This is a genomic window from Gordonia sp. DT218 (assembly GCF_049847105.1).
Classification (GTDB): domain Bacteria; phylum Actinomycetota; class Actinomycetes; order Mycobacteriales; family Mycobacteriaceae; genus Gordonia.
In genome coordinates this window covers 422,066-447,783 of record NZ_JBNCNS010000003.1, presented here as the reverse complement: position 1 = coordinate 447,783, position 25,718 = coordinate 422,066, and the positions used below count along the sequence as shown (strand labels likewise).

Annotated in this window: 26 protein-coding genes; 5 read left to right on the top strand and 21 right to left on the bottom strand. The window is 66.9% G+C overall.

The genetic code is table 11. From position 1 onward, the window contains the following. Positions 1-20: 20 nt before the first annotated feature. The 4 genes from ACPXCG_RS13610 to ACPXCG_RS13595 all read right to left on the bottom strand — a co-directional run bounded on the left by ACPXCG_RS13610 (position 21) and on the right by ACPXCG_RS13595 (position 5,031). Entirely contained in the window at positions 21-1,529 is a 1,509-nt protein-coding gene (locus ACPXCG_RS13610; RefSeq protein WP_425792493.1) for an aldehyde dehydrogenase family protein, read from the bottom strand. A 223-nt stretch (positions 1,530-1,752) separates the two neighbouring features. After that, positions 1,753-2,910, bottom strand: coding sequence for an acetyl-CoA C-acetyltransferase (locus ACPXCG_RS13605; protein WP_425792492.1), 1,158 nt, complete (start codon positions 2,908-2,910; stop codon positions 1,753-1,755). A 40-nt stretch (positions 2,911-2,950) separates the two neighbouring features. Then, positions 2,951-3,772, bottom strand: coding sequence for an SDR family oxidoreductase (locus tag ACPXCG_RS13600; protein ID WP_425792491.1), 822 nt, complete (start codon positions 3,770-3,772; stop codon positions 2,951-2,953). Continuing rightward, positions 3,772-5,031: an acyl-CoA dehydrogenase family protein gene (locus ACPXCG_RS13595; protein WP_425792490.1), complete on the bottom strand. Its 1,260-nt coding sequence runs from the start codon at positions 5,029-5,031 to the stop codon at positions 3,772-3,774. Before ACPXCG_RS13595 ends, ACPXCG_RS13600 begins: the two co-directional genes overlap by 1 nt. Positions 5,032-5,073: 42 nt before the next feature. On the opposite strand from ACPXCG_RS13595, the gene ACPXCG_RS13590 reads away from it, so the two are divergent. After that, positions 5,074-6,627 carry a FadD3 family acyl-CoA ligase gene (locus tag ACPXCG_RS13590; protein WP_425792489.1) on the top strand — a complete coding sequence of 518 codons (1,554 nt, stop codon included), beginning with the start codon at positions 5,074-5,076 and terminating at the stop codon, positions 6,625-6,627. A gap of 76 nt (positions 6,628-6,703) precedes the next feature. Here the strand turns inward: ACPXCG_RS13590 and ACPXCG_RS13585 are convergent, their stop codons facing one another. The 4 genes from ACPXCG_RS13585 to ACPXCG_RS13570 form a co-directional block, all read right to left on the bottom strand. Next, entirely contained in the window at positions 6,704-7,585 is an 882-nt protein-coding gene (locus ACPXCG_RS13585; protein WP_425792488.1) for a DUF559 domain-containing protein, read from the bottom strand. 105 nt (positions 7,586-7,690) lie between these two features. Next, complete coding sequence (lysS, locus tag ACPXCG_RS13580) at positions 7,691-9,253, bottom strand: lysine--tRNA ligase (RefSeq protein WP_425792487.1); 1,563 nt, start codon at positions 9,251-9,253, stop codon at positions 7,691-7,693. A 63-nt stretch (positions 9,254-9,316) separates the two neighbouring features. Next, on the bottom strand, positions 9,317-10,771 hold the full coding sequence (locus ACPXCG_RS13575) for an aldehyde dehydrogenase family protein (protein WP_425792486.1): 1,455 nt from the start codon (positions 10,769-10,771) through the stop codon (positions 9,317-9,319). Next, a complete protein-coding gene (locus ACPXCG_RS13570; protein ID WP_425792485.1) occupies positions 10,768-10,947 on the bottom strand; it encodes a hypothetical protein in 180 nt (59 codons plus the stop codon). The genes ACPXCG_RS13575 and ACPXCG_RS13570 overlap by 4 nt, the downstream gene beginning before the upstream one ends. A 125-nt stretch (positions 10,948-11,072) precedes the next feature. Here ACPXCG_RS13570 and ACPXCG_RS13565 point away from each other — a divergent pair, with 125 nt between their 5' ends. Continuing rightward, positions 11,073-11,513, top strand: a complete 441-nt coding sequence (locus ACPXCG_RS13565; protein WP_425792484.1) for a rhodanese-like domain-containing protein — start codon at positions 11,073-11,075, stop codon at positions 11,511-11,513. Between the two features lie 121 nt (positions 11,514-11,634). Here ACPXCG_RS13565 and ACPXCG_RS13560 read toward each other — a convergent pair whose 3' ends face one another. The 12 genes from ACPXCG_RS13560 to hpt form a co-directional block, all read right to left on the bottom strand. Next, the gene (locus tag ACPXCG_RS13560) at positions 11,635-12,444 is read right to left on the bottom strand and encodes a type III pantothenate kinase (RefSeq protein WP_425792483.1); all 810 of its coding nucleotides are present in this window, start codon (positions 12,442-12,444) and stop codon (positions 11,635-11,637) included. 1 nt (position 12,445) lies between these two features. Next, complete coding sequence (panD, locus tag ACPXCG_RS13555) at positions 12,446-12,871, bottom strand: aspartate 1-decarboxylase (RefSeq protein WP_425792482.1); 426 nt, start codon at positions 12,869-12,871, stop codon at positions 12,446-12,448. A gap of 32 nt (positions 12,872-12,903) precedes the next feature. Then, positions 12,904-13,821, bottom strand: a complete 918-nt coding sequence (panC, locus tag ACPXCG_RS13550; RefSeq protein WP_425792481.1) for a pantoate--beta-alanine ligase — start codon at positions 13,819-13,821, stop codon at positions 12,904-12,906. After that, positions 13,818-14,789, bottom strand: coding sequence for a Rossmann-like and DUF2520 domain-containing protein (locus ACPXCG_RS13545; RefSeq protein ID WP_425792829.1), 972 nt, complete (start codon positions 14,787-14,789; stop codon positions 13,818-13,820). Before ACPXCG_RS13545 ends, panC begins: the two co-directional genes overlap by 4 nt. A gap of 293 nt (positions 14,790-15,082) precedes the next feature. Further along, the gene (locus tag ACPXCG_RS13540) at positions 15,083-16,405 is read right to left on the bottom strand and encodes a DUF6779 domain-containing protein (protein ID WP_425792480.1); all 1,323 of its coding nucleotides are present in this window, start codon (positions 16,403-16,405) and stop codon (positions 15,083-15,085) included. An 84-nt stretch (positions 16,406-16,489) separates the two neighbouring features. After that, positions 16,490-17,023, bottom strand: coding sequence for a DUF3180 domain-containing protein (locus ACPXCG_RS13535; RefSeq protein ID WP_425792479.1), 534 nt, complete (start codon positions 17,021-17,023; stop codon positions 16,490-16,492). Next, positions 17,020-17,547 (bottom strand): 2-amino-4-hydroxy-6-hydroxymethyldihydropteridine diphosphokinase, encoded by a 528-nt coding sequence (folK, locus tag ACPXCG_RS13530; protein WP_425792478.1) that lies wholly within the window; start codon positions 17,545-17,547, stop codon positions 17,020-17,022. Before folK ends, ACPXCG_RS13535 begins: the two co-directional genes overlap by 4 nt. Next, complete coding sequence (folB, locus tag ACPXCG_RS13525) at positions 17,544-17,918, bottom strand: dihydroneopterin aldolase (RefSeq protein WP_425792477.1); 375 nt, start codon at positions 17,916-17,918, stop codon at positions 17,544-17,546. The genes folK and folB overlap by 4 nt, the downstream gene beginning before the upstream one ends. Further along, on the bottom strand, positions 17,918-18,841 hold the full coding sequence (folP, locus tag ACPXCG_RS13520; RefSeq protein ID WP_425792828.1) for a dihydropteroate synthase: 924 nt from the start codon (positions 18,839-18,841) through the stop codon (positions 17,918-17,920). The genes folB and folP overlap by 1 nt, the downstream gene beginning before the upstream one ends. Positions 18,842-18,912: 71 nt before the next feature. After that, positions 18,913-19,572, bottom strand: coding sequence for a GTP cyclohydrolase I FolE (gene folE / locus ACPXCG_RS13515; RefSeq protein WP_425792827.1), 660 nt, complete (start codon positions 19,570-19,572; stop codon positions 18,913-18,915). Between the two features lie 213 nt (positions 19,573-19,785). Next, positions 19,786-22,137 carry an ATP-dependent zinc metalloprotease FtsH gene (gene ftsH / locus ACPXCG_RS13510; protein ID WP_425792476.1) on the bottom strand — a complete coding sequence of 784 codons (2,352 nt, stop codon included), beginning with the start codon at positions 22,135-22,137 and terminating at the stop codon, positions 19,786-19,788. Between the two features lie 187 nt (positions 22,138-22,324). Further along, positions 22,325-22,903, bottom strand: coding sequence for a hypoxanthine phosphoribosyltransferase (gene hpt, locus ACPXCG_RS13505; RefSeq protein WP_425792475.1), 579 nt, complete (start codon positions 22,901-22,903; stop codon positions 22,325-22,327). A gap of 340 nt (positions 22,904-23,243) precedes the next feature. On the opposite strand from hpt, the gene ACPXCG_RS13500 reads away from it, so the two are divergent. Beyond that, positions 23,244-23,972 carry a glycine zipper family protein gene (locus ACPXCG_RS13500; protein ID WP_425792826.1) on the top strand — a complete coding sequence of 243 codons (729 nt, stop codon included), beginning with the start codon at positions 23,244-23,246 and terminating at the stop codon, positions 23,970-23,972. 111 nt (positions 23,973-24,083) lie between these two features. On the opposite strand, the gene ACPXCG_RS13495 is transcribed toward ACPXCG_RS13500, so the two are convergent. Continuing rightward, positions 24,084-24,320 (bottom strand): hypothetical protein, encoded by a 237-nt coding sequence (locus ACPXCG_RS13495; protein WP_425792474.1) that lies wholly within the window; start codon positions 24,318-24,320, stop codon positions 24,084-24,086. A gap of 2 nt (positions 24,321-24,322) precedes the next feature. Between ACPXCG_RS13495 and ACPXCG_RS13490 the strand changes: the two genes are divergently transcribed. Both ACPXCG_RS13490 and ACPXCG_RS13485 read left to right on the top strand, forming a co-directional pair. Then, the gene (locus tag ACPXCG_RS13490) at positions 24,323-25,279 is read left to right on the top strand and encodes a hypothetical protein (protein ID WP_425792473.1); all 957 of its coding nucleotides are present in this window, start codon (positions 24,323-24,325) and stop codon (positions 25,277-25,279) included. Then, positions 25,276-25,659 carry a hypothetical protein gene (locus ACPXCG_RS13485; protein WP_425792472.1) on the top strand — a complete coding sequence of 128 codons (384 nt, stop codon included), beginning with the start codon at positions 25,276-25,278 and terminating at the stop codon, positions 25,657-25,659. Before ACPXCG_RS13490 ends, ACPXCG_RS13485 begins: the two co-directional genes overlap by 4 nt. Positions 25,660-25,718 lie beyond the last annotated feature (59 nt).

Sequence of the window (25,718 nt, the reverse complement as noted above, 5' to 3'; positions counted from 1 at the left end):
CCGGCCGATTTCGGTGACAATCAGCGCTTCTTGAGCTTCTTGATGGCGCGCTTGTTCAACCGGCTCCAGAGCTTCATCTGACCGTTGGTCATCTTGGCGTCACGGCTGGTGAACGGCGGCGCCATCATCTCGGCGACCTTGAACGGCATCGTCGACACGGCGATCGCACGCGCATGACTGAACGTGTCGAAGCCCGTCTTGCCGTGATAGCCACCCATACCGCTGCGACCGACACCGCCGAACGGGAGTTCCGCACCGAACATGTGCAGGGCGAAGTCGTTGGCGTTGATCGAACCGCTCCGGGTGCCGTCGGCGAGACGCGCGAGGTTCTCGTTGTCGTCGCCACACCAGTACATGGTCAGCGGGTGCGGATGCGCGGCGATGTAGCGGATGGCCTCGGACAGATCCCGATACGGGTACACGGTGAGTACGGGTCCGAAGACCTCGTCCTCCTCGATCTTCATCCCCGCCTTGACCCCGGTGAGCAGCGTCGGCGCGATCTTGCGCTTCTCGGCATCCGGGAGCGGCTCGCCTGCCGGCACCACCTGGCGGACATCCGCTCCCAATTCTTGGGCGTCCGCGATCAGCCCGAGGATGCGGTCGTAGTTCTTCTGGTTGATCGTCGCCGTGTACTCGGGATTGTTGCGGATCGTGGCGAAGTTGGCCGTCCACCGGGCGACGACCTTGTCGGTGAACTCGCCGACCTTGGCCTCGGGCACGAACACGTAGTCGGGGCACAGGCAGACCTGGCCACCGTTGACCATGCGCGCGTCGGCCAGCATGGTCGCCGCCTTGTCCATGTCGGCATCCGGATCGACGACCGCCGGGTTCTTCCCGCCGAGTTCCAGCGTGACCGGCACCAGGTTCTTCGCGGCCTCCTGGGCCACCGATGCACCGACCTCCGGGGAGCCGGTGAAGAACATGTGGTCGACCTTGAGCTTGGCGAAGTCGGCGCCGCCGCCGTGCTTGCTGGTGATCACGGCGAGCTCTTCGATCGAGAAGTAGTCGGGTGCGTGCTTGGCGATCACATCGGTGGTCCGCGAGGTGATCGACGACGGGCGCATGAGCACCCGGTTACCCGCGGCGAAGGCGGCCCCGGCCGGGACAAAGGTCAGCTGCAGCGGGAAGTTCCACGGCCCCATGATGCCGACCACGCCGAGCGGATCGTGCCGGATGCGCTGCTTGAAACCCAACGCCCCCTGCACCTTTGCGGTGTTGCTCTCCTGCATCCACTTCTCCACACCGCGGCGCTGATGGGTCAGATCGACCATGCAGCCCGCGACGTCGGCGGCGAGGGACAGCTCACGCGGGCGGGTGCCGAAGTCCTCGTTCAGCGCCTCCGCGATCTCCTCGGCGTTGTCGAGGAGCAGCGACGAGAGCCGGGTGATCCGGTCGATACGGGTCTTGGCATCGGGGATGCCGTCCCGCAGAAACGCGGCGCGCTGGATGTCCAGCAGTTCGGACATGGTGTGGGCTTCCGACGACACCCGGCCGGCCGCCGCGGTGTTCACCTCTGCTGGTTTAGTCATCGAGATCCTCCGATAGTGCTGGTGGCGAGCGCCCTCAAGAGACGAACTCGCGCCTTTGTTCCAGCATAGTATGCGTCAGATCACAGCGTTCTGGCTACATGCGTGTTCAGATGATCCTCGTCCACGTGGCCAGCCACAATGCGCCGACAGCAACCGATTATTCGCCGAGAGCAACGCATCCGTGGTGCTCTCGGCGAAATTGAGGTTGCTGTCGGCGAGCCCGTCAGGACAGGCGTTCGATGATGGTGACGTTCGCGGTCCCGCCGCCCTCGCACATGGTCTGCAGCCCGTAGCGGCCGCCGGTGCGTTCGAGTTCGTTGAGCAGCGTCGCGAACAGTTTGGCCCCGGTCGCCCCCAGCGGGTGGCCGAGCGCGATGCCGCCGCCGTTCGGGTTGACCTTCGCCGGGTCGGCGCCGGTCTCCTTGAGCCACGCCAGCACCACCGACGCAAAGGCCTCGTTGATCTCGATGACGTCGATGTCGTCGATGGACAACCCGGTCTTCTTCAGTGCGTAGGCGGTCGCCGGGATCGGCGCCGACAGCATCATCACCGGATCGGCACCCCGCACCGAGAGGTGGTGGATGCGCGCCCGCGGTGTCAGGCCGTACTCCTTGAGCGCGTTCTCCGAGACCACGAGCGTCGCGGACGCGCCATCGCAGATCTGCGACGCGACGGCCGCGGTCAACCGCGAACCCTCCGCGAGCGGATCGAGTCCGGCCATCTTCTCCAGCGAGGTCTCACGCGGGCATTCGTCGACGACGCAGTCGCCGAGCGAAACCAGCTCCTTGTCGAACCGGCCCTCGGCGATGGCCTGCTTGGCCCGCTGGTGCGACTGCAGCGACCAGCGCTCCATGTCCTCCCGGCTGATGTCCCACTGGGTCGCCATCATGTCGGCCCCGTTGAACTGCGAGATCGCGACGTCGCCGAACCGTTCGCGCCAGCCGACGGATTCCGCAGTCGGAGTGGTGAACCCGAACTCCTGGCCGGCGATCATGGCCTGCGAGATCGGGATCGCGCTCATGTTCTGCACACCACCCGCGAGGACCACATCCTGCGTGCCGCTCAGCACACCCTGCGCGGCGAAGTGGATGGCCTGCTGCGACGACCCACACTGACGGTCGACGGTGGTGCCGGGAATGTCCAGCGGCAGACCGGCGGCCAGCCACGCGGTCCGCGCGATGTTCCCGGCCTGCGGGCCGATGGCATCGACACAGCCGAACACCACGTCGTCGACGACATTCGGGTCGATGCCGGTGCGGTCGATGATCGACGACATGACATGCGCGCCCATGTCGGCGGGATGGGTCTTGGCGAGCGACCCGTTGCGCTTCCCGACCGGCGTCCGGACGGCGTCGACGATGTAGGCCTGAGGTGTGGACATCTGGTCCTCCTGATGGGTGGTGTGTGAAAGTTCTTGCGGGCTAAGCCCTCTGGCTGGAGATCGAGACCACCTCGCCGGTGAGATAGGTGGTGTAGTCGCTGGCCAGCATGGCGATGGTCGCGGCCACCTCCCACACCTCGGCAGCCCGTCCGTAGGCCTCCCGCGATGCGAGCTCGTCGAGGAGTTCGTCGCTGGTGACCTTCGCGAGGAACGGGTGCTTGGCAATCGACGGAGCGATGGCATTGATACGCACGCCGAAGTCGGCGGCCTCCACCGCAGAGCACCGGGTGAGCGCCATGACACCGGCTTTCGCCGCCGCATAATGCGCCTGCCCACGCTGGGCGCGCCAACCGAGCACCGACGCGTTGTTCACGATCACGCCGCCGTGTTCGACGGCTCTGAAGTAGCGCAGTGCGGCGCGGGTGGCCCGGAAGGTGCCGTTGAGCGTAATGTCGAGGACGCGGTCCCATTCTTCGTCGGTCATGTCCGCCACCGGCGTCTCGCCACCGAGCCCGGCATTGTTGACGAGGACGTCGATGCGACCGAGTTCGCCTGCGGCAGCGGAGATGAGCGCGTCGACCTCGGCCGACTCCTGCACGTTGCACACGACCTGCCCGACGGTCTGGTCGCCGAACTCCGACGCCAGCTTGTCCCGGGCCTCCCCCAGCCGTCGTTCGTGCCAGTCGCTGATCACCACGTCGGCGCCCTCGAGCAGCGCACGGCGCGCCGTCGCGAAGCCGATCCCGGTGCCGGCGGCCGCGGTCACCACCACCTTGCGGCCGAGTAGCAGGCCGTGCCCGGGGGTCTCCTCCGGCGCCGTGGCCAGTGGTGAACGGTTCTGTGCGACAGTGGTTTCAGACACTAGCGAGCCTCTCGCGGTAGGCCGAGCACCCGCTCGGCGATGATGTTGCGCTGCACCTCGTTCGAGCCGCCGTAGATGGTGTCGGCGCGCGTGAACAAGAAGAGTCGTTGCCAGTCGTCGAGTTCGACGTTGTCGGGGTCGGTGATGTCGTTGACGACGCCCTCGACCGTGGCGGTGGGTCCGATCAGCGACGGCGCCCCGACCACGGCCATCGCCAGCTCGCCGAGATCGCGATGCCAGTTGGCCCACAACAACTTCGCGACCGAGGCCTGACCCGCCTCGGAGACGATGTCACCGGCTAAGGTGCGCTGCGCATGAGCCCGCATCACCTTCAGCCCGATCCAGGCCCGGGTGATCCGCGATGCGATCTCCGGATCCTTCGCGGACCCATTGGATTCGGCGATCTCGATGAGATTGCGCAGTTCCCGGTCGAAGCCGACCTGCTGACCGAGCGTGGAGACACCGCGCTCGAACTGCAGGAGGCCCATCGCGACCTTCCAGCCGTCGCCCGGCTCGCCGACGATGAGGTCGGCGTCGGCGACCGCGTCGTCGAAGAAGACCTCGTTGAACTCCGATGTGCCGGTGAGCTGTTGGATCGGCCGGACGGTCACACCCGGCTGGTCGATCGGGACCAGCAGGAAGCTCAGGCCCTTGTGCCGCGTCGAACCCTTCTCGGTACGGCAGATGACAAAGCACCACTGGGCGACGTGCGCGAGGGATGTCCACACCTTCTGGCCGTTGATGATCCACTTGCCGTCGTCGAGTCGCGCACTGGTGGACACGCCTGCGAGGTCGGAACCTGCGCCCGGCTCGGAATAGCCCTGCGCCCAGAGTTCGGTGACGTCGACGATGCCCGGCAGGAAGCGCTCCTTCTGCTCCTCGGTGCCGTATTCGATCAGCGTCGGGCCCAGCAGTTCCTCGCCGAGGTGGTTGACGCGTGCCGGAGCATTCGCCCGCGCGTACTCCTGATGGAAGATGATCCGCTGTTCCAGCGTCGCGCCACGACCCCCATATCGGGTCGGCCAGCCGAGACACGTCCATCCGGCCTGGGCCAGATGACGGTCCCAGGCCAGCCGGTCGTCGAAGAATTCGTGCTCACTGCCCGGTCCGCCCCGACCCTTGAGGTGCGCGAATTCGCCTGCGAGATTCTCGTCGAGCCAGGCGCGCACCGCGGTAGCGAACGTCTCGGCCGCATCCGGCGACGTTCGCGCCCATTCGCCGAGGTCAACCGACCGATCGGCAAGGTTGATCGAGGTCATGACCGCTAGCATAACTCACCAAGCAAGTGCTAGGTTGGGGCCATGGAGGCGATCCTGACGACCCCGGCTGCCCTGCGCCGGGCCGCACAGACCTGGCCCGACCGAACCGCACTCGTCGACGAGCAGTGGCCGGACCGCCCGACGGTCGACCTGACCTGGTCGGAGTTCGCCGACGCCGTCCGTACGTTCGCGGCCGCGCTCGTCGCATCCGGCATCAATGCCGGCGACCGGGTGGCCCTCTGGTCACCGAACAGCCACCACTGGCCCGTCGCGGCCCTGGGCATCCATTACGCAGGCGCCACGCTGGTTCCGCTGAACACCCGCTACACCAGTGGCGAGGCGGTCGAGATCATCGAACGTTCCGCGGCGCGTGCCGTCGTGGTGTCGGGCGAGTTCCTCGGCGGCAACCACCTGGCCGACCTCCTCGGCGAGCACGCGCAGGCCATGCCCGACGTCGTGGTCGGGGTGACCCTCGGCACGTCGTCGTCGGTGCCCGACGGTGCGGTCGAGTGGTCGGAGTTCCTGACCCGGGCCACCGAGGCCACCCGCGACGAGGCGGATGCACGTGCCGATGCCGTGGCTCCCGACGACATCTCCGACATCCTCTTCACGTCGGGAACCACCGGGAAGTCGAAAGGCGTGCTGGCCGAACATCAGCAGACGATGGCCGGCTCGCAGGCCTGGGGATCCAACGGCCGGCTCTCCGCCGACGACCGGTACCTGATGGTCAATCCCTATTTCCACACCTTCGGCTACAAGGCGGGCATCCTGCCGTGCATGCTGTTCGGCGCGGCGATGCTGCCGCTGGCGGTCTACTCGCCGACCGAGGCGATGAAGCTGGCCGACGCCCAGCGGGTGACGGTGTTCCCCGGAGCGCCGACGATCTTCCAGACCATCCTCGACGACCCGGCCCGCCCGGATCACGACCTGTCGTCGTTGCGGCTGGTGGTCACCGGTGCGGCCATCGTGCCGGTGGTGCTCATCGAGCGATTGCAGAGCGACCTCGGCGTCGACACGGTGGTCACCGCATACGGACTGACCGAGGCCAGCGGATTCGTGTCGACATGTACCCCCGACGACGACGACCAGACCGTCGCCAACACCTGCGGCCGGGCCTTCGACGGCATGGAGATCCGGCTCTCCGACGAGGGTGAGGTGCTGGCACGCGGCAAGATGGTGATGCGCGGCTACCTCGACGACGAGGCCGCCACCAAGGAGACGATCGACCCCGACGGCTGGCTGCACACCGGCGACATCGGGACCCTCGACGATCGCGGCAACCTCACCATCACCGACCGCCTCAAGGACATGTACATCTCCGGCGGATTCAACGTCTATCCCGCCGAGGTCGAGCAGACCCTCGCACGGCTGGAAGGTGTCACCGAATCCGCCGTGATCGGCGTGCCCGACGAGCGCCTCGGCGAGGTCGGCCGGGCCTACCTGACCCTGCGCGACGGCGTCGATCTGGACGAGGCGGCGGTGATCGTCTACTGCAAGATCCACCTGGCGAACTTCAAGGTCCCGCGTTCGGTGGTGTTCGTGGACGCCTTCCCCCGCAACGCCGCCGGCAAGATCCTCAAACGCAACCTCACCTAGCCCCGCGCCGCCCCCGCCCTTCGATTTTGTAGCAACAATCCGCGGCTGATACGGATTATTGCTACGGATCGGGAGGTCAGGCGGCGGCCGCCTGCCGGATCGCGGCCCGGATCTGCGCCAGCACCCACTGCGGCCGAGTGGTGAGGTCGTGCCAGGTGAACCGCAGCACGGTCCATCCGTTCGCGATGAGGTCGTTCTGTCGTTCGCGATCGTGCTGGAACGCCTCGGCATCGGAATGGTAGACGAACCCGTCGATCTCGATGTCGATCTTGTGTTCGGGGAGCGCCAGGTCGAGGATGTATCCGCCGACCGGCAGGTTGGTCACCCATCCGGTGACATCCGACCCACGCAGCAGCGCAACCGCCTTACGCTCCGCTTCCGAACGAGCCCCCTCCGACATCGCCGCCACCATGGCCCGGGCACGCGGCGAACCACGACGTCCCGAGTTGCGTTTCTGCGCCGCAAGGAGGTCGTCGAGTTCCACCCGCGCGCGGAGCAGCGCCGAATCCATCACGCGCACACCGATGTCCACGGCTGCATCCAGAACGGTGAGCGGAATCGCCGTGACCGGCAAGCTATCCTTCGACGTCACGTCGACGGGATCCAATGTGCGGTGCCACACGGCGCAGCCGGGAATCCGACTGCCGTGGCGACCGTGGGGCGCGATCACCGTCACCGTCGTCGGCTCGGTGGTGACCAGTGCGTGCCACCACGCGGCCGCCGCACCCGCCAGCGCTGCCCCCGGTCCGGCCTGCAGCACCGCGAGCCGCATCCGCATCCGGATGTCGAGCGTACGGTCGGCCGCCCGGAAGACGCCCCGAGCCACGCGGATCCACTCACCCGACCGCACTCGATGGCGTAGCTGATCGCCGGTCACGCCGCACCGGTAGGCCTGAATCGTCGTGAACACACCGTCGTGGTCGGCGAGCATTTTCGGCAGCGCGGCCTGATCCCCCATGCACGTCAGACGCACGCACCGCCGTCGCGGTTCCACGGCCCACCGCCGCCCGCGATGCCGTAGCAACAATCGGCGGCTGGTGCGGATTGTTGCTACGGATCGGGGCTAGATGCGCGGCTTGACCAGCGGGAACAGGATGGTCTCGCGGATACCGAGGCCGGTCAGCGCCATGAGTAGGCGGTCGATGCCCATGCCGGTGCCTGCGGTCGGGGGCATGCCGTATTCGATCGCGGTGAGGAACTCCTCGTCGAGCTGCATGGCCTCGTCGTCGCCTGCAGCCGCGAGCCGCGCCTGGTCGACGAAGCGCTCACGCTGGATCACCGGGTCGACGAGCTCGGAATAGCCTGTGGCCAACTCGAATCCGCGGATGTAGAGGTCCCACTTCTCGACCACACCGGGCACCGAACGATGCGAGCGGACCAGCGGCGAGGTCTCCACCGGGAAGTCACGGATGAACACGGGCTGCATCAGGTGCTGTCCCACCATGTGCTCCCACAGTTCCTCGACGAGCTTGCCGTGGCCGTAACCCTTGTCCGTGGGGACCTCGAGGCCGACACGTGCGGCGATGGCGAGCAACTCGTCGATCGAGGTCTGCACGGGGACGATCTCCTCCCCCAGCGCCTCCGACAGCGACGGATACATCTCCAACGACGTCCACTCGCCCGACAGGTCGTATTCCGTCCCGTCCGCCATCACCGGCGTCAGGGTGCCCAAGGCACCCATCGACACCTCTTGCACCAGTTCACGAGTCATCACCGCGGCGTCGTCGTAGGTGCCGTAGGCCTGATAGGTCTCGAGCATCGCGAACTCGGGCGAGTGCGTGGAGTCGGCACCCTCGTTGCGGAAGTTGCGGTTGACCTCGAACACCCTCTCGATGCCGCCGACGATGCACCGCTTGAGGAACAACTCGGGCGCGATCCGTAGGAACAGATCCATGTCGAAGGCATTCGAATGCGTCACGAACGGTCGGGCCGCCGCGCCGCCGTGCAGGGTCTGCAGCATCGGCGTCTCGACCTCGAGGAAGTCCCGCTTCGCCAGTGCGGCACGGAGTTCGGAGATGACCGCGATGCGGGTGCGAGCCATCTCCCGCGCCTCGGGACGGACGATGAGGTCGACGTAGCGCTGCCGTACCCGGGACTCCTCGTTCATCTCCTTGTGCGCAACGGGCAAGGGCCGCAAGGCCTTCGACGCCATCTGCCAGCTGTCGGCCATCACCGAGAGCTCGCCGGTGCGGGAACTGATCACCTGCCCGTGCACGAACACGATGTCGCCGAGGTCCACCTCGGCCTTCCACCGCCCGAGGGATTCCTCGCCGACGCCGTTGAAGCTGATCATCGCCTGCAGCTGGGTGCCGTCCCCCTCCTGAAGGGTGGCGAAGCACAGCTTGCCCTTGTTCCGGAGGAAGATGATCCGGCCCGTGACACCGACGATCTCGCCGGTCTCGGACCCGGCCTCCAGGTCGGGGAAGGTGGTGCGAATCTCCGACAGACTGTGCGTCCGCGGGATGGACACCGGATACGCTTCGCGCCCGTCCCCCAGGATGGCCTCGCGCTTCTCCTGACGGATCCGGACCTGTTCCGGTGTGTTGTCGTCGGTCGGATTCGACCCGCTCGCTCCGCTCCCGGCGTCGGAGGCGGCTGCGTCGGGGGTGGTCGGGGTGTTGCTCACCCCCGAGACCCTATCGGAATCATCGATCCGGACCGATTTGTGGTCGCGGTGCCGCCGAAGGAGTCAGAACGGGTACTTTTCGATCTCGGCCTGCATGGTGACCCATTGCAGATCGCAGAACGTATCCAGATTCGCCGAGGTGCCGAAGTGTCCGCCGGTCCCCGACGCCTTGGTGCCGCCGAACGGTGCGACGGCCTCGTCGTCGACGGTCTGGTCGTTGATGTGGATCGCGCCGGAGCGGATCCGATCCGCGAGGTCGAAGGCCTTGAAGGCGTTGGCGGTGAGGATCGACACCGACAACCCGTATTCCGACGAGTTGATGATGTCGATGGCCTCGTCGACGCTCTCGTAGGTACTCACCGGCGCGACCGGACCGAAGATCTCCTGGGTGAAGGCCGGGACGTCGGTCGGGACGTTGCCGAGCACGGTCGGCCGATAGAAGAGGCCCTGGTAGGTACCGCCGGCCTCCAGCGTCGCGCCTGCCAGCACCGACGACTGCACGATCTCGTCGACCTTCTTCAGTTGCCCCTCGTCGATGATCGGCCCGAGGGCGTTGGCGGGGTCGGTGGGATCGCCGACCGGGATGTTGCTGGCCTTCTCGGCCAGCTTCGCGGTGTACTCGTCGGCCAGCGCGGCCGGCACGAGATGACGGCCGGCGGTCATGCAGATCTGTCCCTGGTGGAGGAAGGAGCCCCAGGCACCGGCCGACGCCGCGGCATCGATGTCGGCGTCCGGCAGCACGAGCACCGCGTTGTTGCCGCCGAGCTCGAGATGGACCTTCTTGAGCAGCGGCGCGGCGGCCTCACCGATCTTGCGGCCCGCGGCCGTCGAACCGGTGAAGGAGATGCACGGGATGTCGGGGTGCGCGACGAGCGCGGCCCCGACGTCGGCGCCGCCGGGCAGGACGTGCAGGAGCCCCTCCGGAAGGCCGGCTTCGGCCAGCAGTTCCGCCAGCGCGAGGCCACCCGCGATCGGGGTGCGCGGATCCGGTTTGAGGATCACGGCATTGCCCAGCGCGAGCGCCGGCGCGACCGACCGCATCGAGAGAATGGCCGGGAAGTTGAACGGGCTGATCACCCCGACGACGCCGACCGGGACGTGCCGACCGATCGACATCCGGGGCTTCTGGCTGCGGAGAACCTGACCGTACGGCTGCGACGCCAGCCCGGCCGCCTCGGACAGCTCGGACGTGACGAGCCCGGCCTCGAAGGCCGCCTTGCCCTGACCGGACCCCGATTCGGGTACCAGCCATCGCGTCAGACGGGACGGATCGTCGGTGAGCAGTGCGGCAGCGCGGGTCATCACCGCGGCGCGTTCGGTGTAGGGCAACGCGGCCCAGGTGCGTTGGGCTGCGGTCGCGGCGCGCGCCGCGGCGTCTACGTCGTCGCGGTCGGCGGCGCCCACGGTGGCCAGCACCTCGCCGGTCGCCGGTGCGGTGACGTCGAGGGTTCCGGCACCACCCGCGCGCCACCCACCGTCGAAGATCTTCTCGTCCCAGGGATTGCTCGAGGTGCTCATACCTCGACCATAGAGAAGCGGTCGAACATGCGGTCCTGGATTCGGACGGCGCCGACCGGGGCGCGATCCCGCCCGTCGATCGTGCGCAGTTTCACGCCGATCGTGCACAGTTTCACGCCGATCGTGCACAGTTTCACGCCGATCGTGCACAGCGTCGCAGGGGTGGTGGCCTGCACGGATGTGTGGCAGACTGTGCGCCGTGATCAAGAGCTGTCTGGAGTGTTGTCAGGGCTGAGTACCGCATCTGCGGCCGCCCTTCTTCGACGACCCCCGCTCACCTCGATCACCCTCAGGACCTCTCATGACCGCCGTTCTCGCATCCCTCGATGCCGCCGTTGATTCCTCCCATCCGATCGTCGCAACCTCGACCGACGCTCCCCTGTCGATCCAGTGCGCCGCGTACGCCAAGCATGTCGTCGACGGGGCAACCGCCGTCGACCTACGCAGCCAGCGCAAACGCCAGACCGACGGGGTGCTCACCGGCGCGCTGGCCATCGATCCGACCGACGTTCTCGCACGCCTGACGCCCGGCGATCCGGAGTCGCTGCGCGGTGCCACCACCGACGCGCGCTGGCTACTGGTCAGCGACGACGGGCACGAAGCCGAGTGGCTGGCCTGGCATCTGCAGGCACGTGGCGTCACCGGCGCGGTCTTCGTCGTCGGCGGTTTCCGAGCGTTGCGTCGGGCGCGGGTTGCCGGTCGCTTCAGCGATCAGGAACTCGCCGCCATCTCCGCTCACTGAAACCCGCGGAACTGCGCACGATCGGCGGGAAACTGCGCACGATCGGCGGGAAACTGCGCACGATCGACGCGGAACTGCGCACGATCGGCGGGAATCTGCGCCCGATCGGCGGGAAGTGGGGCTAGCGAGCGCGGCCGCGCTGTTGCTTCGACCGCTCGTGGACCAGACGGAGTCCGTCCAGCGTGAGATAGGGATGGTGGACGGTGAGCGTCTCGCACTCCTCGAACATCAGCGGCGCCAGGTAGCCGGTGGCCACCACCGTGACGTCCTCGGAGTCGAAGCCGTCCACGGTGTCGCGCACCCGGTCGACGAGGCCGTCCACCTGCCCGGCGAAGCCGTAGAGGATGCCCGATTGCAGCGCCTCCACGGTGTTCTTGCCCAGCACGCTGCGGGGTGGCATCAATTCGACCTTGCGCACCGTGACGGTGTGATCGGACAGCGCCTCGACAGCGAGGTTCACACCCGGCGCGATGGCCCCGCCGAGGAACTCCCCCTTCGCCGAGATCGCATCCACCACCGTTGCCGTCCCGAACGCGACCACGATGACCGGGCCGTCCGGATAATTATGGTGTGCCGCAACACAATTCGCGACGCGATCGGTCCCGACTTCCTTCGGGTTGTCGACGAGTAGCGGAACCCCGGTCCGCACACCCGGTTCCAGAAGCACGTGGTGGTGTCCGTCGCCGTAATAGCGCGGCACCATCACGCGCAGCTCGCGCAGCAACGACGGCACGGTGGACAGCGCTGCGACACCGGTCACCTGCTCCACGTCGGAGCCGAGCAGGCCCCGGAAGAGCAGCGCGAGCTCATCCGACGTCAGATTCGGCTCCGTGTGGATTCGCCAGTCGCGCACCATGGTCGCGTGATCGCCACTGCCGGCGAACACGCCGAGGTGGATGTTGGTGTTCCCGACGTCGACGGTCAGCAGCATGTCAGGCGGGCGCCTGCACGAGTTCGCGCGGATCCCGCAGTCCGGAGCCGTCCGGCACACGCGCCGGATCGGAACCGGATTCGAGAACCCGGTTCCGGTCGTCCACGAAGACCACCGACGGAGAGTACTCGCGCAATTCGGCCTCGTCGAGGATTCCGTAAGCGATGATGATGACCAGATCATCCGGATGAACGAGATGAGCTGCGGCACCATTGATCCCGATGACGCCAGAACCACGTTCACCGGCGATCACATAGGTCTCGAGGCGGGCGCCGTTGTCGATGTCGACGATGGTGACCTGCTCACCCTCGAGCAGGTCCGCGGCATCGAGCAGATCCTGGTCGATCGTCACCGACCCGACATAATGCAGGTCGGCCTGAGTGACCCGGGCGCGGTGGATCTTCGATTTCATCATGGTGCGGAACATCTGTCGGTTCCCTTCCTGGGTCGATCTCGTGGTCAGTTGACGGTCTGTTCGGGGTCACGGCCGGCGAATCCGGTGCCGATGGCCACGCCGACGTTGTCGATGAGTCGCGCCGCGCCGATCCGCGCGGCGATCAGCAGGCGGCCGTCGCCGCGTTCCGGCGGCTCCTCGAGCTGCCGGCCGGTGAGCGCCAGATAGTCCACCTCGATACCCGGGTGGGAGGCCAGCACCGACCGTGCCGCAGCGAGTATCGCGTCACGACCACCGGCCGCGGCATGGGCGCCGGCGAGCAGTGCCGCCGACAACGTGGTGGCGAGCTCTCGTTGGTCGGGATCCAGATAACGGTTGCGCGAGGACAACGCGAGGCCGTCGGACTCCCGAACCGTTGGTACGCCGACGATCTCGATGTCCAGATCGAGATCGTCGACCATCTGCTTGATCAGGACCAGCTGCTGAAAGTCCTTCTCGCCGAAGAACGCCGCATGCGGTGCCGCGATGTTGAGCAACTTGAGAACCACGGTGAGCATCCCGGCGAAGTGGGTCGGCCGCGCCACCCCGTCGAGGACGGCACCGGCTGGGCCGGGCTGCACCATGGTCCGGCGGCCGTTCGGATACATGCCTGCGGCAGTCGGCGCGAACACCAGCTCCACACCCAGCGGACGCAGCAGCGCGCAGTCGTCATCGAAGGTGCGCGGGTACGCGTCAAGGTCCTCGTTCTCACCGAACTGCAAGGGATTCACGAAGATCGAGACGATGACGACGGTGTTGCCACGTGACTTGGCGGCTCGGACGAGTTCGAGATGCCCCGCGTGCAGCGCACCCATGGTGGGCACCAGCACCACCCGTTTACCCGCCTGACGCAGCGCCCGGCTCACCCGCTGCAGCGTCGCTGGATCGCGATGCACAGTCAGTTCGCCTGGGGTGTAAGCCTTTTCACTCAGATCAGATGTCATTTCGTCTCCAGCACATCGAGCAGATCGCCCGGGGCGTCGGTGTAACCGGCGGTGCGGCGGGCCAACACGCGATAGGCCTCGGCTATGTCGGTGTCGCCTGCCCGGTCGGCCGGCAGGCCGCGCAGGGCGGCGAGGTGATCGGCGACGGCGGCGGCGTCACCGCGGGCGACCGGGCCGGTCAGCGCGCGCGGTCCGAGTTCGAGCACGTTCTCCAACGCCGCACTCACCAACGGGCCCAGGATGCGCTCCGCAAGGCGGATACCGCTGCCGTCCACGGTCGCGGCGTCGCGCGCGGACTGGCCGTCGGGACCCTCGATGGCCTTGTTGAGTGCGCTGACGGCGTCCGAGATGAGGGTGACCAGGTGGTTGGCGCCGTGCGCCAGCGCGGCGTGGTAGAGGATGCGGTCCGACTCCGCGATGCGGACCGGCTCGCCGCCCATCTCCAGTACCAGGGCTTGCGCGATCGCGTATCCGACCTCGTCGGCAGCGGTGACCGCGAAGGTGGCCTGCCGCAGACGACCGGTGTCCTCGCCGGTCCCGACGAAGGTCATCGCGGGATGGATCGCCAACGGCAGCGCACCGAGTTCGGCGAGCGGCGCCAAGATGCCGATGCCCTTGGCACCGGCGGTGTGCGCCACCAGCGTGTTCGGCCGCAGCGTGCCTGCCCGGGCGACGTCGTCGATCACATCGGCGAGCGTGTCGTCGGGGACGGCGATGACGAGGAGTTCGGAGCGGGCGACCACAGCGGAAAGGTCGAGGATCTCGGATTCGGGCAACCGGTCGGCGGCGCGACGACGAGATCCCTCGGACCGCGCGACCACGGCGCCGACCACGTGACCGGCCTGCTCGAGAGCCGCCCCGAGCGCGGTCCCGACGCGTCCGGCAGAGATCACACCGACGGTCAGCCGGGCAGGCGCAGGCAGATTGGAAAGGCCGGACAGATAGCGCGAATCATCATCGCGACCCATGCCGGGGCCGAGATCATCGCTCGGTGAGGTCACCGCTGTCCTCCGAATTGAAAGTTCCAGTCCCGGCTTCGGCTCGGGTACCAGACGTTGCACAGCAAGATTAGGCCCTGCGAGTGGTCAGGGGCCAACGCCTGTGACAGGCCTCACGGACGCGGTGGGCCTCGGGGCCTGTAAGCGACCGGGCGTTGGCCGGATTCTGCGCCCGCTCGACGAGATTCTGCGCCCGCTCGACGCGAAACTGCGCCCGCTCGGCGGAGTGGCGGAGCGGCGGAGTGTGGAGTTACGGGGTGCGATCAGTCCTCGCGGCGGCGACGGCCACCGCCCGGCGAGCCGGACTGGCGCAGCTGACTCAGCAGCTCGGACACGGGCAGACCGGCTGAATGGGCGCTGTCGCCGTCGTCATCGTCGCGCCGACGACGCCGTCCCTGCTGCAAGACCGGGCTGCTGCTCTCGCCCGACGACTCGTGCCGGCCCGAGGTGGTGAACGCTGCCTCGCCGGCCGTCTCCTCCTCGACCGGCTGCTCCTCGACGGCCTGCGGCTCGTCGGCCGCGGGGGTTTCGGTCGCGGGGGTTTCGGCCGCGGTGGTCTCGGGCGCGGTGGTCTCGTGCGAAGGTGTCTCGGTCACCAGCGCTTCGGCGGGCGCCGCCTCGGCGACGATGGTCTCCTCCGCGTCGACCGCGACATCGTCGGGGTCGACCGGAGTTCCCGACCGTGCCGCCACCTTCCACTCGTCGGTCGGCGTCTCGTCGACGTACCCGGTGGGTGTCGGCTGGTCCTGAGCAGGCGGTTCGGGCGCGGAGGGGGTCGGCGCGGACGGCGTCGGCGCGGAGGTGGTGAAGAACGACCCGGTCGACGGCGACCGCATGTCCTCCGGCTCGGCCAGCACCGCGTCCTCGACCTGTTCGTCGACGGCGTCTTCGGGCACTTCCGTCGCGATCCGGCCCGACATCGGGTCGTCGTCGGTGATCACCGGGATGACCTCGGTCATCTCGTTGGGATCGACGTCGGCGGGCACGTGGCGGCCGGCGCCGGCCGCCGGCGCGGTCGCAGCGAAGTCGCGGGCCGCCAACACGCTGTCGTCGGTGCCGAAGCTCTGGCTGTAGGTCGAACTCGTGCTCGGGCGCTCACCGCCGATGCCGGATGCCAGCTCGCGCAACTTCTCGTTCGGCAGGGCGGTCCGTTGCTCGGGGAGCGATTCACCGAGCAGCATCTCCAGGCTCGACCGCAACGCGAGCACCTGCTGCTTGAGCTCGGCGAGTTCCTCGTTGGATTCCGCGCTGACCTCTTTGCGGATGGTGGTCTCGACGTCGAGTTCGTACTGACGGCGCGCAGCGATCTCGCGCTCGAGCTGGAGTTCGTAGACCAGCCGCAGATCCCGGCTCTTCGACTCCGCGGTCTCGGCCTGCCGCCGGAACTTGGTGACCAGGATCGCACCGATCACCGCGGCCCAGAGCGCGGCGATCACCGCGAGCGAACCCGACACGGACAGCTGATCGGTGAAGACCATCAGAATGCTGGCAACCACGGCGAGCACGATGAGCAGACCGAGCAGCCACTGTCCCACCGATCTACCGGATCGTCGTGACTCGGTGGAACGGCCGTTCGAGGTCGTCATGATCGTGAACATACCGCCTGACAGCATCGATGTCGGCGAACCAGGGCGGAGAGTCACCGATTCGCCCTCTGTCGCGAGCGGCGGTCAGGCGGGCCCCGGATGGCCCCCGACCGGGTCGTCGGTCGGATCATCTGGTGCGCGGCAGCAGTACTCGAGCCACAGCGCCGCGGCCACCAGCACCACACCGCCGACGACGCCGACGATCGCGCCGGGCAGGTCGTGATCGGCGGCCGCCAGATCGTGTCGGGTGGCCAGGAAGACCAGCAGACCCGTCCAGACGCCCACCGCGATCGCACCCAGGATGGCCGACGCCTTGGCCAGGGCGAGAACGCGGGCCGCGGTGATCGGGTGCAACTGGCCCCGCGCGCGCCCGACGTCACGCGACGCCACCCGGGCCCGGACGATGAAGGCGATCAGCACCTCGAGGGCCGCCAGGAGGTAGAGCACGATCCCGGCGAGTAGTGGCATCGGCGGGAGGCTGCCGTAGTTGTATCGGACCAGGACGAAGGCCGTCACCGCGACGATGACGGCGATCACCGTCAGATCGCGCAGCCGGGTCGGTCCGAGCCCCGGCTCCTCGTCCTGATCGCGGCGCGACGGCCGTCGTGGCTCGGTCATCGGGGCCTCGCGACCGGCAGCTGCGCCACCGGCACCACTCCGGCGCGTTCGGCCGGGTCGATCCGATCGATCAGGGTCGCCACGGGCTGCACGCCCGCGGGAGTCCACAGGGTGGCGTCGGGTTCGATCGCGAGCCATGGGACCAGGACGAAGGCCCGGTCGGCTGCCCGGGGATGTGGGAGCAGCAGCCGCGGATCGTCGCTGTGCACCACGTCGCCGCACTCGCTCACGGTGATCACGTCGACGTCGAGCGTCCGCGGGCCCCAGCGGACCTCACGCGTGCGGTCGGCCGCCTCCTCGAGTTCCGCGCCGATCGTCAGCCACTCGTATGGACCGTGCGGCCCCTCGACGATGAGCGTGATGTTGTAGAAGTCCTCCTGCTCGACCCCACCCCACGGCGGCGTCGAATAGACCGGCGACACGGCGACGAGGTCGTCGGCGAACCGCTCGACGACCGAGTTCAGGTGGCCGAGCCGGTCACCGATGTTGGAACCGGCCGACAGCACGCCACGCGTCGCGGTCATCGGGACATGCCCTTCCGGGAGCGCCGCGTCACCACCGCGACGTCGCCGAATTGCAGCGGGATCGGCGCGGACGGCTTGTGGACGGTCACCTCGCACGCCGCGATCCGTTCGTCATCCATGATCGACTCGGCGACCTCGCCGCCGACCGCCTCGATGAGATTCCGCGGTTCGCCTGCGACGATGTCGTGGGCCTTCTGCGCGAGCGCACCGTAGTCGACGGTGTCGTCGAGATCGTCGGTGGTCGCGGCGACGGCGAGGTCGAGCCAGAGCGTGATGTCGAGGATGAATTCCTGACCGTCGCGACGCTCATGCTCGAAGACGCCGTGATTGCCGCGGACGACGAGTCCCCGCAGTTCGATCCGATCGGCCATCAGTGGCTCACCGCTCCCGTGTCGTCAGCTCCCTGGACTTCGATGTCCTGACCATCGGCCTCGGAGGCATGTGCGGTTCGGCGCTGTGGGCCCGCCCCTCGGCTGCCTCCGCGGCGCCACGCACTCGCCACGGCGACCGCATCGCGACTCTTCTCGACGTCGTGCACCCGCACGGCCCAGGCACCGTCCATCGCGGCCAGCGCCGAGATCGACGCGGTCGCGATCTCCCGGCCCGCAGGTGGACGCAGCTCGCCGTCGTGGGCGAGCAGCGTACCCAGAAACCGTTTACGCGAGGCCCCGACGAGAATCGGGAATCCGAGACCGACAAACGTGGGCAACGCGTGCAGCAGCGCCCAGTTGTGTTCGGCGGTCTTGGCGAATCCGAGGCCGGGGTCGAGGACGATCCGGTTGGGATCGACCCCGGCAGCCACCGCGCTGTCGACCTGCGCCAGCAGTTCCCCGGACACTTCGGCCACCACGTCACGGTATCCGCCGACGTCGCCGATACCGTGCGTGAACGCGCTGTCGCGGTTGTCGCGGTCGATGGGCCGCCAGTGCATCAGAATCCAGGGCAGTCCCGCATCCGCGACCACCCGGGCCATGTCGGCGTCGGCGCGTCCGCCGGAGACATCGTTGATCACCGAAGCGCCGGACTCGATGGCCGCCGCCGCGACCGGTGCCCGCATCGTGTCGACCGAGATCGGCACGCCCGCGCCGGCCAGCCCGGCGATCACCGGCGCCACCCGCTTGGCCTCGTCGTCGGGGTCCACCCGACTGGCGCCCGGCCGCGTCGATTCACCGCCGATGTCGATCAGGTCGGCTCCCTGCGCGATCAGTTCGTGCCCGTGAGCGATGGCCGCGTCGTGGTCGAGGTAACGGCCACCGTCGGAAAACGAATCGGCCGTCACATTGATGACGCCCATGACGAGGGTGCGGTCGGCCGGCGAGAGCACGCAGTCCCGTTGTTCTGACGGCATCGGTCGGCGAACCGCGCTCAGGTCCGCGAGATCAGGTCGAGGGCCTCACCGCGGGAGACCGCACTCGTCTTGAACAAGCCGCGCACCGCGGAGGTGGTGGTGGTGGCGCCGGGCTTGCGGATGCCGCGCATGGCCATGCACAGATGCTCGGCCTCGATGATGACGATCACCCCGCGCGGATCCAGACGCTTCACGATCGCGTCGGCGATCTGACTGGTCAGCCGTTCCTGCACCTGCGGGCGCTTGGCGTACAGATCCACCAGTCGGGCGAGTTTCGACAGCCCGGTGACCTGGCCGGACACCCCCGGGATGTAGCCGACATGTGCCACACCGTGGAACGACACCAGATGGTGCTCGCACGTCGAGTACAGCGCGATGTCCTTGACCAGGACGAGCTCGTCGTGGTCCTCGTCGAACATGGTGCCCAGCACCTCGCTGGGATCGGTGTAGAGCCCGGCGAACATCTCCCGATACGCGTTGGCGACGCGCTTCGGCGTGCGCTGCAGACCTTCTCGGGTCGGGTCCTCGCCGACCGCGATCAGCAGCTCGTGGATCGCGGCCTCGGCCCGCTCCTGGTCGAAGTGCCTGCCCTGTGGCGTCGTGAGTTCGCTCCCGGCGCCGCTCGAATTCGGCCCGCTCGCTTCGCTCCCGGCGCCGGCGTGATTCGGCCCGCTCACTTCGCTCCCGGCGCCGCTCGAATTCGGCCCGCTCGCTTCGCTCCCGGCGCCGTTGACATTCGGCCCGCTCGCTTCGCTCCCGGCGCCGGCACCGTCTACTCCGTCGCGATCGTTCACGCGGGCGTCCTGATGTTCACTGACCGTCATCGTTCATCTGATCCGTTCTACGAACGTGTGTACGGGGCGGCCGACCGGGTTCGGCCGGCGCCCTGGTCAACTGCCGGGATTCTCGGGATGTCCGTGGCGACCGGAACCATTCGTTCCATTGCCATTCGTTCCATTGCCATTCGATCCGCCACCGTTGGTGCCCGACCCGTTGGGCCCGCCCGGCGACGGTGTGGAGTCTTGCGGGGGCCACCCCGGCGCCGACCAGTCGCGCGGAGCGCCGTAGTCGGGTCGGGTGCCGTGGGTCGGCTGCCCCGGATAGCCCTGCTGCCCCGGGTGGCCACTCTGCTGGCCCGGATAGCCTCCGCCGCCGTACTGCTGCGGACCGGGCGCCGACTGCGGCGGGTAGGCGGGCGGATATGCCTGTCCCGGAGTCGGATTCGGATAACCCGAACCCGGCTGTCCCGCACCGGTGCCGGCGCCGACGGGCTCGGGGACGGGCTCCGGGGTGACCGGCTCGGGCGGCCATGGCTCGCCCCGCTCGATCGCGAGCTCGCCCGGTGTCTTGACCGGCGGCTTGTCACTCGGCGTACGGTCACCGAACTCGTTGAACGTGGTGATCCGCGGACGCTTCTCGACGCCGGAGAAGATCTTCTCCAGATCCTTACGGGTCAACGTCTCCCGCTCGAGGAGTTCGGTCGCCAGCACGTCGAGGGTGTCGCGGTACTCCGCGAGGATCGCCCACGCCTCGGTGTGCGCGGCCTCGATCAGCCGGCGCACCTCGTCGTCGATCTCGCTGGCGATCTCGGCCGAATACGAGGCCTGGTTGCCCATCGAACGCCCCAGGAAGGGGTCACCTTGTTCCTGTCCGTAGTGGACCGCGCCCAGCTTGGCGCTCATGCCGTACTCGGTGACCATGGCCCGCGCGATCTTGGTGGCCTGGTCGATGTCCGACGACGCGCCCGTGGTCGGCTCGTGGAACACCAGTTCCTCGGCCGCCCGGCCGCCCATCGCCATCACCAGGCGCGCGATCATCTCCGACCGCGTCATCAGGTCCTTGTCCTGTTCCGGCACCGCGAGTGCGTGACCGCCGGTCCGCCCGCGGGCGAGGATGGTGACCTTGTAGATCGGGTCGAGGTCGGGCATCGCCCACGCGGCGAGGGTGTGGCCACCCTCGTGGTAGGCGACGGTCTTCTTCTCGTGTTCGCTGATGATCCGGCTCTTGCGGCGTGGTCCGCCGATCACCCGGTCCACTGCCTCTTCGAGCATCTCGGCGGTGATGGTGTTCTTGTTCTCGCGGGCCGCGAGCAGGGCCGCCTCGTTGACCACGTTGGCCAGATCGGCACCGGACATGCCCGGCGTGCGCTTGGCCAGACCGTTGAGGTCGGCGTCGGAATCGATCGGCTTGCCCTGAGCATGCACCTTGAGGATGGCGCGACGACCCGCGATGTCGGGGTTGCCGATCGGGATCTGGCGATCGAAGCGACCGGGACGCAGCAGCGCGGGGTCGAGGATGTCGGGGCGGTTGGTCGCCGCGATCAGGATCACGCCGGAGCGGTCACCGAAGCCGTCCATCTCCACCAGCAACTGGTTCAGGGTCTGCTCGCGCTCATCGTGCCCGCCGCCGAGGCCGGCACCGCGCTGGCGGCCGACCGCGTCGATCTCGTCGACGAAGATGATGCAGGGGCTGTTGTTCTTGGCCTGCTCGAAGAGGTCACGCACACGGGATGCACCGACACCGACGAACATCTCGACGAAGTCGGACCCGGAGATGGTGAAGAACGGCACGCCCGCCTCACCGGCGACGGCGCGCGCGAGCAGGGTCTTACCGGTACCGGGCGGACCGTAGAGCAATACGCCTTTGGGGATCTTGGCTCCCAGCGCCTGGTAGCGCGCCGGGTTCTGCAGGAAGTCCTTGATCTCGTAGAGCTCTTCGACAGCCTCGTCGGCACCGGCGACGTCGGAGAAGGTGGTCTTCGGCATGTCCTTGGTGAGCTGCTTGGCCTTGGACTTGCCGAAGCCCATCACCCCGCCCTTGCCGCCACCCTGCATGCGGTTCATCACGAAGAAGAACAGGCCGAACAGCAGGATCATCGGAAGGATGAAGATGAGGATCTGCCACAGCGCCGACTGCTGACTGACGTTGGTCTGATAGGGCGCACCCGTGGTGGTGACCGAGTCGAAGACCTGCTCACCGGCCGACGCGGGGTACTTGGCGCTGATCTTGGTGACGTCGTCGCCGTCGACCTTGATCGGATTCTTCAGTTCGATCCGCAGGGTCTGTTCGCGGTCGTCGATGTCGATCCGGTCGGTGTTCTTGACGTTGAGCTGGGTCAACGCGACCGAGGTGTCCACAGACTTGTACTCACGACCCGAGTCACGCATCACGCTCCAGCCCCACAGGGCGAGCACGATGAGCGCCACGATGGCGAGGTTGCGGAAGACTGACTTTCGGTTCATGCCTGTTGGTGGTGGTGGGGCTCGGCTTGTGTCCAGCCCGCGCCTTCCCACTGTCCTTCCCGGTCGACGTCGTGGACAGCCTCAGGTGTCTTCTGTCTGACTGTCCGTATTAGAGGCTACCGGTCAACGAACAGCCAGGGAAAACCGTTCCGTGCCACGCCGGTGGCATCTCGTCCCTGGTAGGACGTCAGTTCTGGTACACCGACGGCCGGAGCCGGCCGATGTAGGAGAGATCGCGGTAGCGCTCGGCGTAATCCAGCCCGTACCCGACGACGAATTCGTTGGCGATGTCGAACCCGACGTCGGCGACGTTCACCGGCGAGCGCACCGCTTCCGGCTTGCGCAGTAGGGTGCAGACCTCGAGCGACTTCGGGTTCCGGGTGGCCAGGTTCTTCATCAGCCATGAGAGCGTGAGCCCGGAGTCGATGATGTCCTCGACGATCAGGACGTCGCGGCCGGCGATGTCGCGGTCGAGGTCTTTGAGAATCCGCACCACACCGGATGACGAGGTGGCCGAGCCGTAACTCGACACCGCCATGAACTCCAACTGCGACGGGATGGGCAGCGCCCGCGCGAAGTCGGTCATGAACATGATCGCGCCCTTGAGCACGCCGATCAGGACCAGGTCCTCGTCGATGTCGGCGTACCGCGAGGCCACCGATTCGGCGAGTTCCGTGGTGCGTTGCTTGATCTGTTCCTCGGTGATGAGGACCGCTTCGATGTCGTCGCCGTACGGGTCTGTGCCGCTGAGACTTGGGGACTGCACGCCTCTAGCTTGTCATGCCAGGCGTGAGCTGCGTCAGCGACCACGTGGCCCGGCGCCCGTCGGAACGTCGGCGATCGCGTCGTAACGGTGTAGGGCGTTCGTACGACATCCCGCGAGAGGACGGTGTGTCGCCGATCACACTCAGATCACGAATGGCAACATATCTTCACACGCGACACATTTTTCTCCTGAGATCACCGCGAATTTGTGAAGGTGAACTGTCCGCAGAGAAAGCGATTAACGGGGGCCTGATCTTTTGTTCTGCGAACGAAAATTCACCAGTGCCGACAATATACCCAGGCTCGTGTCGACGGAGCCGATCACGCGAAAGACATCCCCTATGTTCACAGCCCGACGCACCGACGCTCCTCGGCGACACGCACGCCTCCATCTCACCTTTCTGGCAACGATTTCCCTTGCAACCGCATTGATTACGGCCTTCGCCGGATCGGTACAGGCGGCACCGGCGCACGCTGCGCCCACCACGTACGACGTCGCGGTCGGAGCGGGCTCATTCAGCCTCACCGTGCACAACGGATCTATCAGCACCAATTCCGGCGCGCTCGTCATTCGCAATTCCGCCGGCGCCGAAAAGTTCCGGATGCCACTGGCATATCGCAAGGAATATCAGCAATTCCCGATCGACGCGAGGACCGTTGGAAATACCGCGACGCTGATACCGTCTCGAAATGTTGCGAGGTCGACGCCGGTGAATCCGATCGAGGTGGAGGCTCTGCGGACAGTTGCGGCAACACAGGTCGCAGATGCCCCCCGGACCAAGCGAGAACGCGATGACCAAGCGCTAGCCAGGTTCAACCAGATGGCGGCGGCGGGGATGACCATCTCATCTATCGTCGGCGTTGCGATCGGCGCGGTCGTGGGTGGACTAGTGGGATGCAGCCTCGGACTATTTGCTGCCGGCATCGGGTGCATCCTCGGCGGGATACAACTCGGCGCGGGCCTCGGTTCGATCGCCGGTCTGATTCTGGGCGGTGGCGGATCTGTCATTACCGCCGCAGTCCAGTACTTCAACACCATCAACTCGCCGTTCGTCCCACCGAAGAAGTAGAACCACCCACCCCGACGGTCCGCCTCAGTGTTCGACGAGGCGGGCCGTCACTCTGTCACCGATCGGTAGCAGCAATCCGCACCTGGCGCGGATTGCTGCTACAAATCCGGATCACCGCGGCACCCGGTCATGGCGTGGATCGGGCTCGGGGAGGATCTGTCCGCCTTCACCCTCATCGGCCTGGCGCTCGGCAGCGGCGCCTGCCCACTCCAGTCCCGAACCGTTGCACCGCAGCCGAACAGGACAGACCATCGAGGGAGCGCGTTCGGAGTCGTCGGTCCGCTGATGGTCTCCAGAACGCCGGCGCCCACGGTGAGCAGTCATTTCCTCGATCGACAAGTCTGTCATTCATGCCAGTAAAGCCGTTAGATTCCTTCTGCAATGTTCTGGATTCTCGGGTCGCCACCCGCATGGCACCCACCCAACTATCGGGAGACTTGGTGAGACTTTTCCGCGCCATACTTGTGTCACTCATATTGGCTTGTGGTCTGGCAATCCCGAGTGGATTCGTCAGTTCAATCGCCGCTGCCGCGCCGAATTGCGCCACACTGAACAGCCGGATTCAATCGCTGAACACCGAGGCTCAGGGTTATCAACAACGTGTTGATGCACACAACGCCAAGGTTGCTCAGCTGAATGCACAACGATCTTCGGTTGATCGACGAAATTCGGCGGCTGTGGCTGCGTGGAACGCCTCACGGCAACAACTGCTCAACGAGGAGTACGCGCTCCAAACCCAAGGAGCACAGGGCCAACGAGCAGCCTATGCCCTGAAAGAAGAAGCTCGCCAATGCGGCACGGAGGGTTCGACGAAGCCGCCGACGTTCACGCCGCCGTCCGGTCTGGCTCCCGCCCCAGACCCGTCGCGGGAGCCACAGCAACCGGCACCGCCCCGCAGGAAGGCGCCGAGCCCGCCGAGCCAGCGGAACTATCCCGAACCTCCGGCGAACTGGCAGTCGAATTGGTCGAAGGGGAAACTCGGCAATACCCGGGCAAACGCACTCACGCACTATGAGAACCATGGTCATGAATTCCGCGGCATCACCTCGCCGGAGCAGTACGCTGCCGCAGCGGACAGTTTCTTGAAGAATCCTCCTCCAGGTACATTCCGATTCTTCCGATCGAATGGCGATGTATTGCTGTACAACTCTGGTACCAACACATTCCTGTCGGCAATGGGTTCAGGTCAGATCAAGACAATGTTCAAGCCAAACGATCATCTCGACTACTGGCTGAAGCAACTAAAAGGATCCCCGGGAGCCTTACCCGGTATCATCAGCGGCAATATCGCGGATGTACTCGGATGACCAAGAAGATGGGTGTTGTGAACGACGACGAGTTGATGGTTCTCGACCTCACGAGTGCGGAGCGAGACTTCCTCTTCCATGGCCTGATCGAGTGGGGCGGTCCGGGAAGGATGACGGACGCATTGGCAATAGTCATCGGCTTCGATGACGCCGAGGACTTCCGCTCATCCAAGGGCACTCTGGCAGATGCGATTGTGGAAGGTCGGGGACTCAGCCCACATAATTGGCGGCGTGCACTTGCCGCCGCAGAAATCTGCTTCGCGAGTGACACCCTGGGCGTGGGCTTGGAGTGGGAGGACGTCGGCGTCACCTCAGATGAGGAGACGTTCGAGGCGATGCGGTCCGTACAGATCAAAATCACGATGCACGGCATCGCGTAGCCGTTGCTCCAGAACCGATTTCGTAGCAGCAATCCGCGCCTGGCGCGGATTGCTGCTAC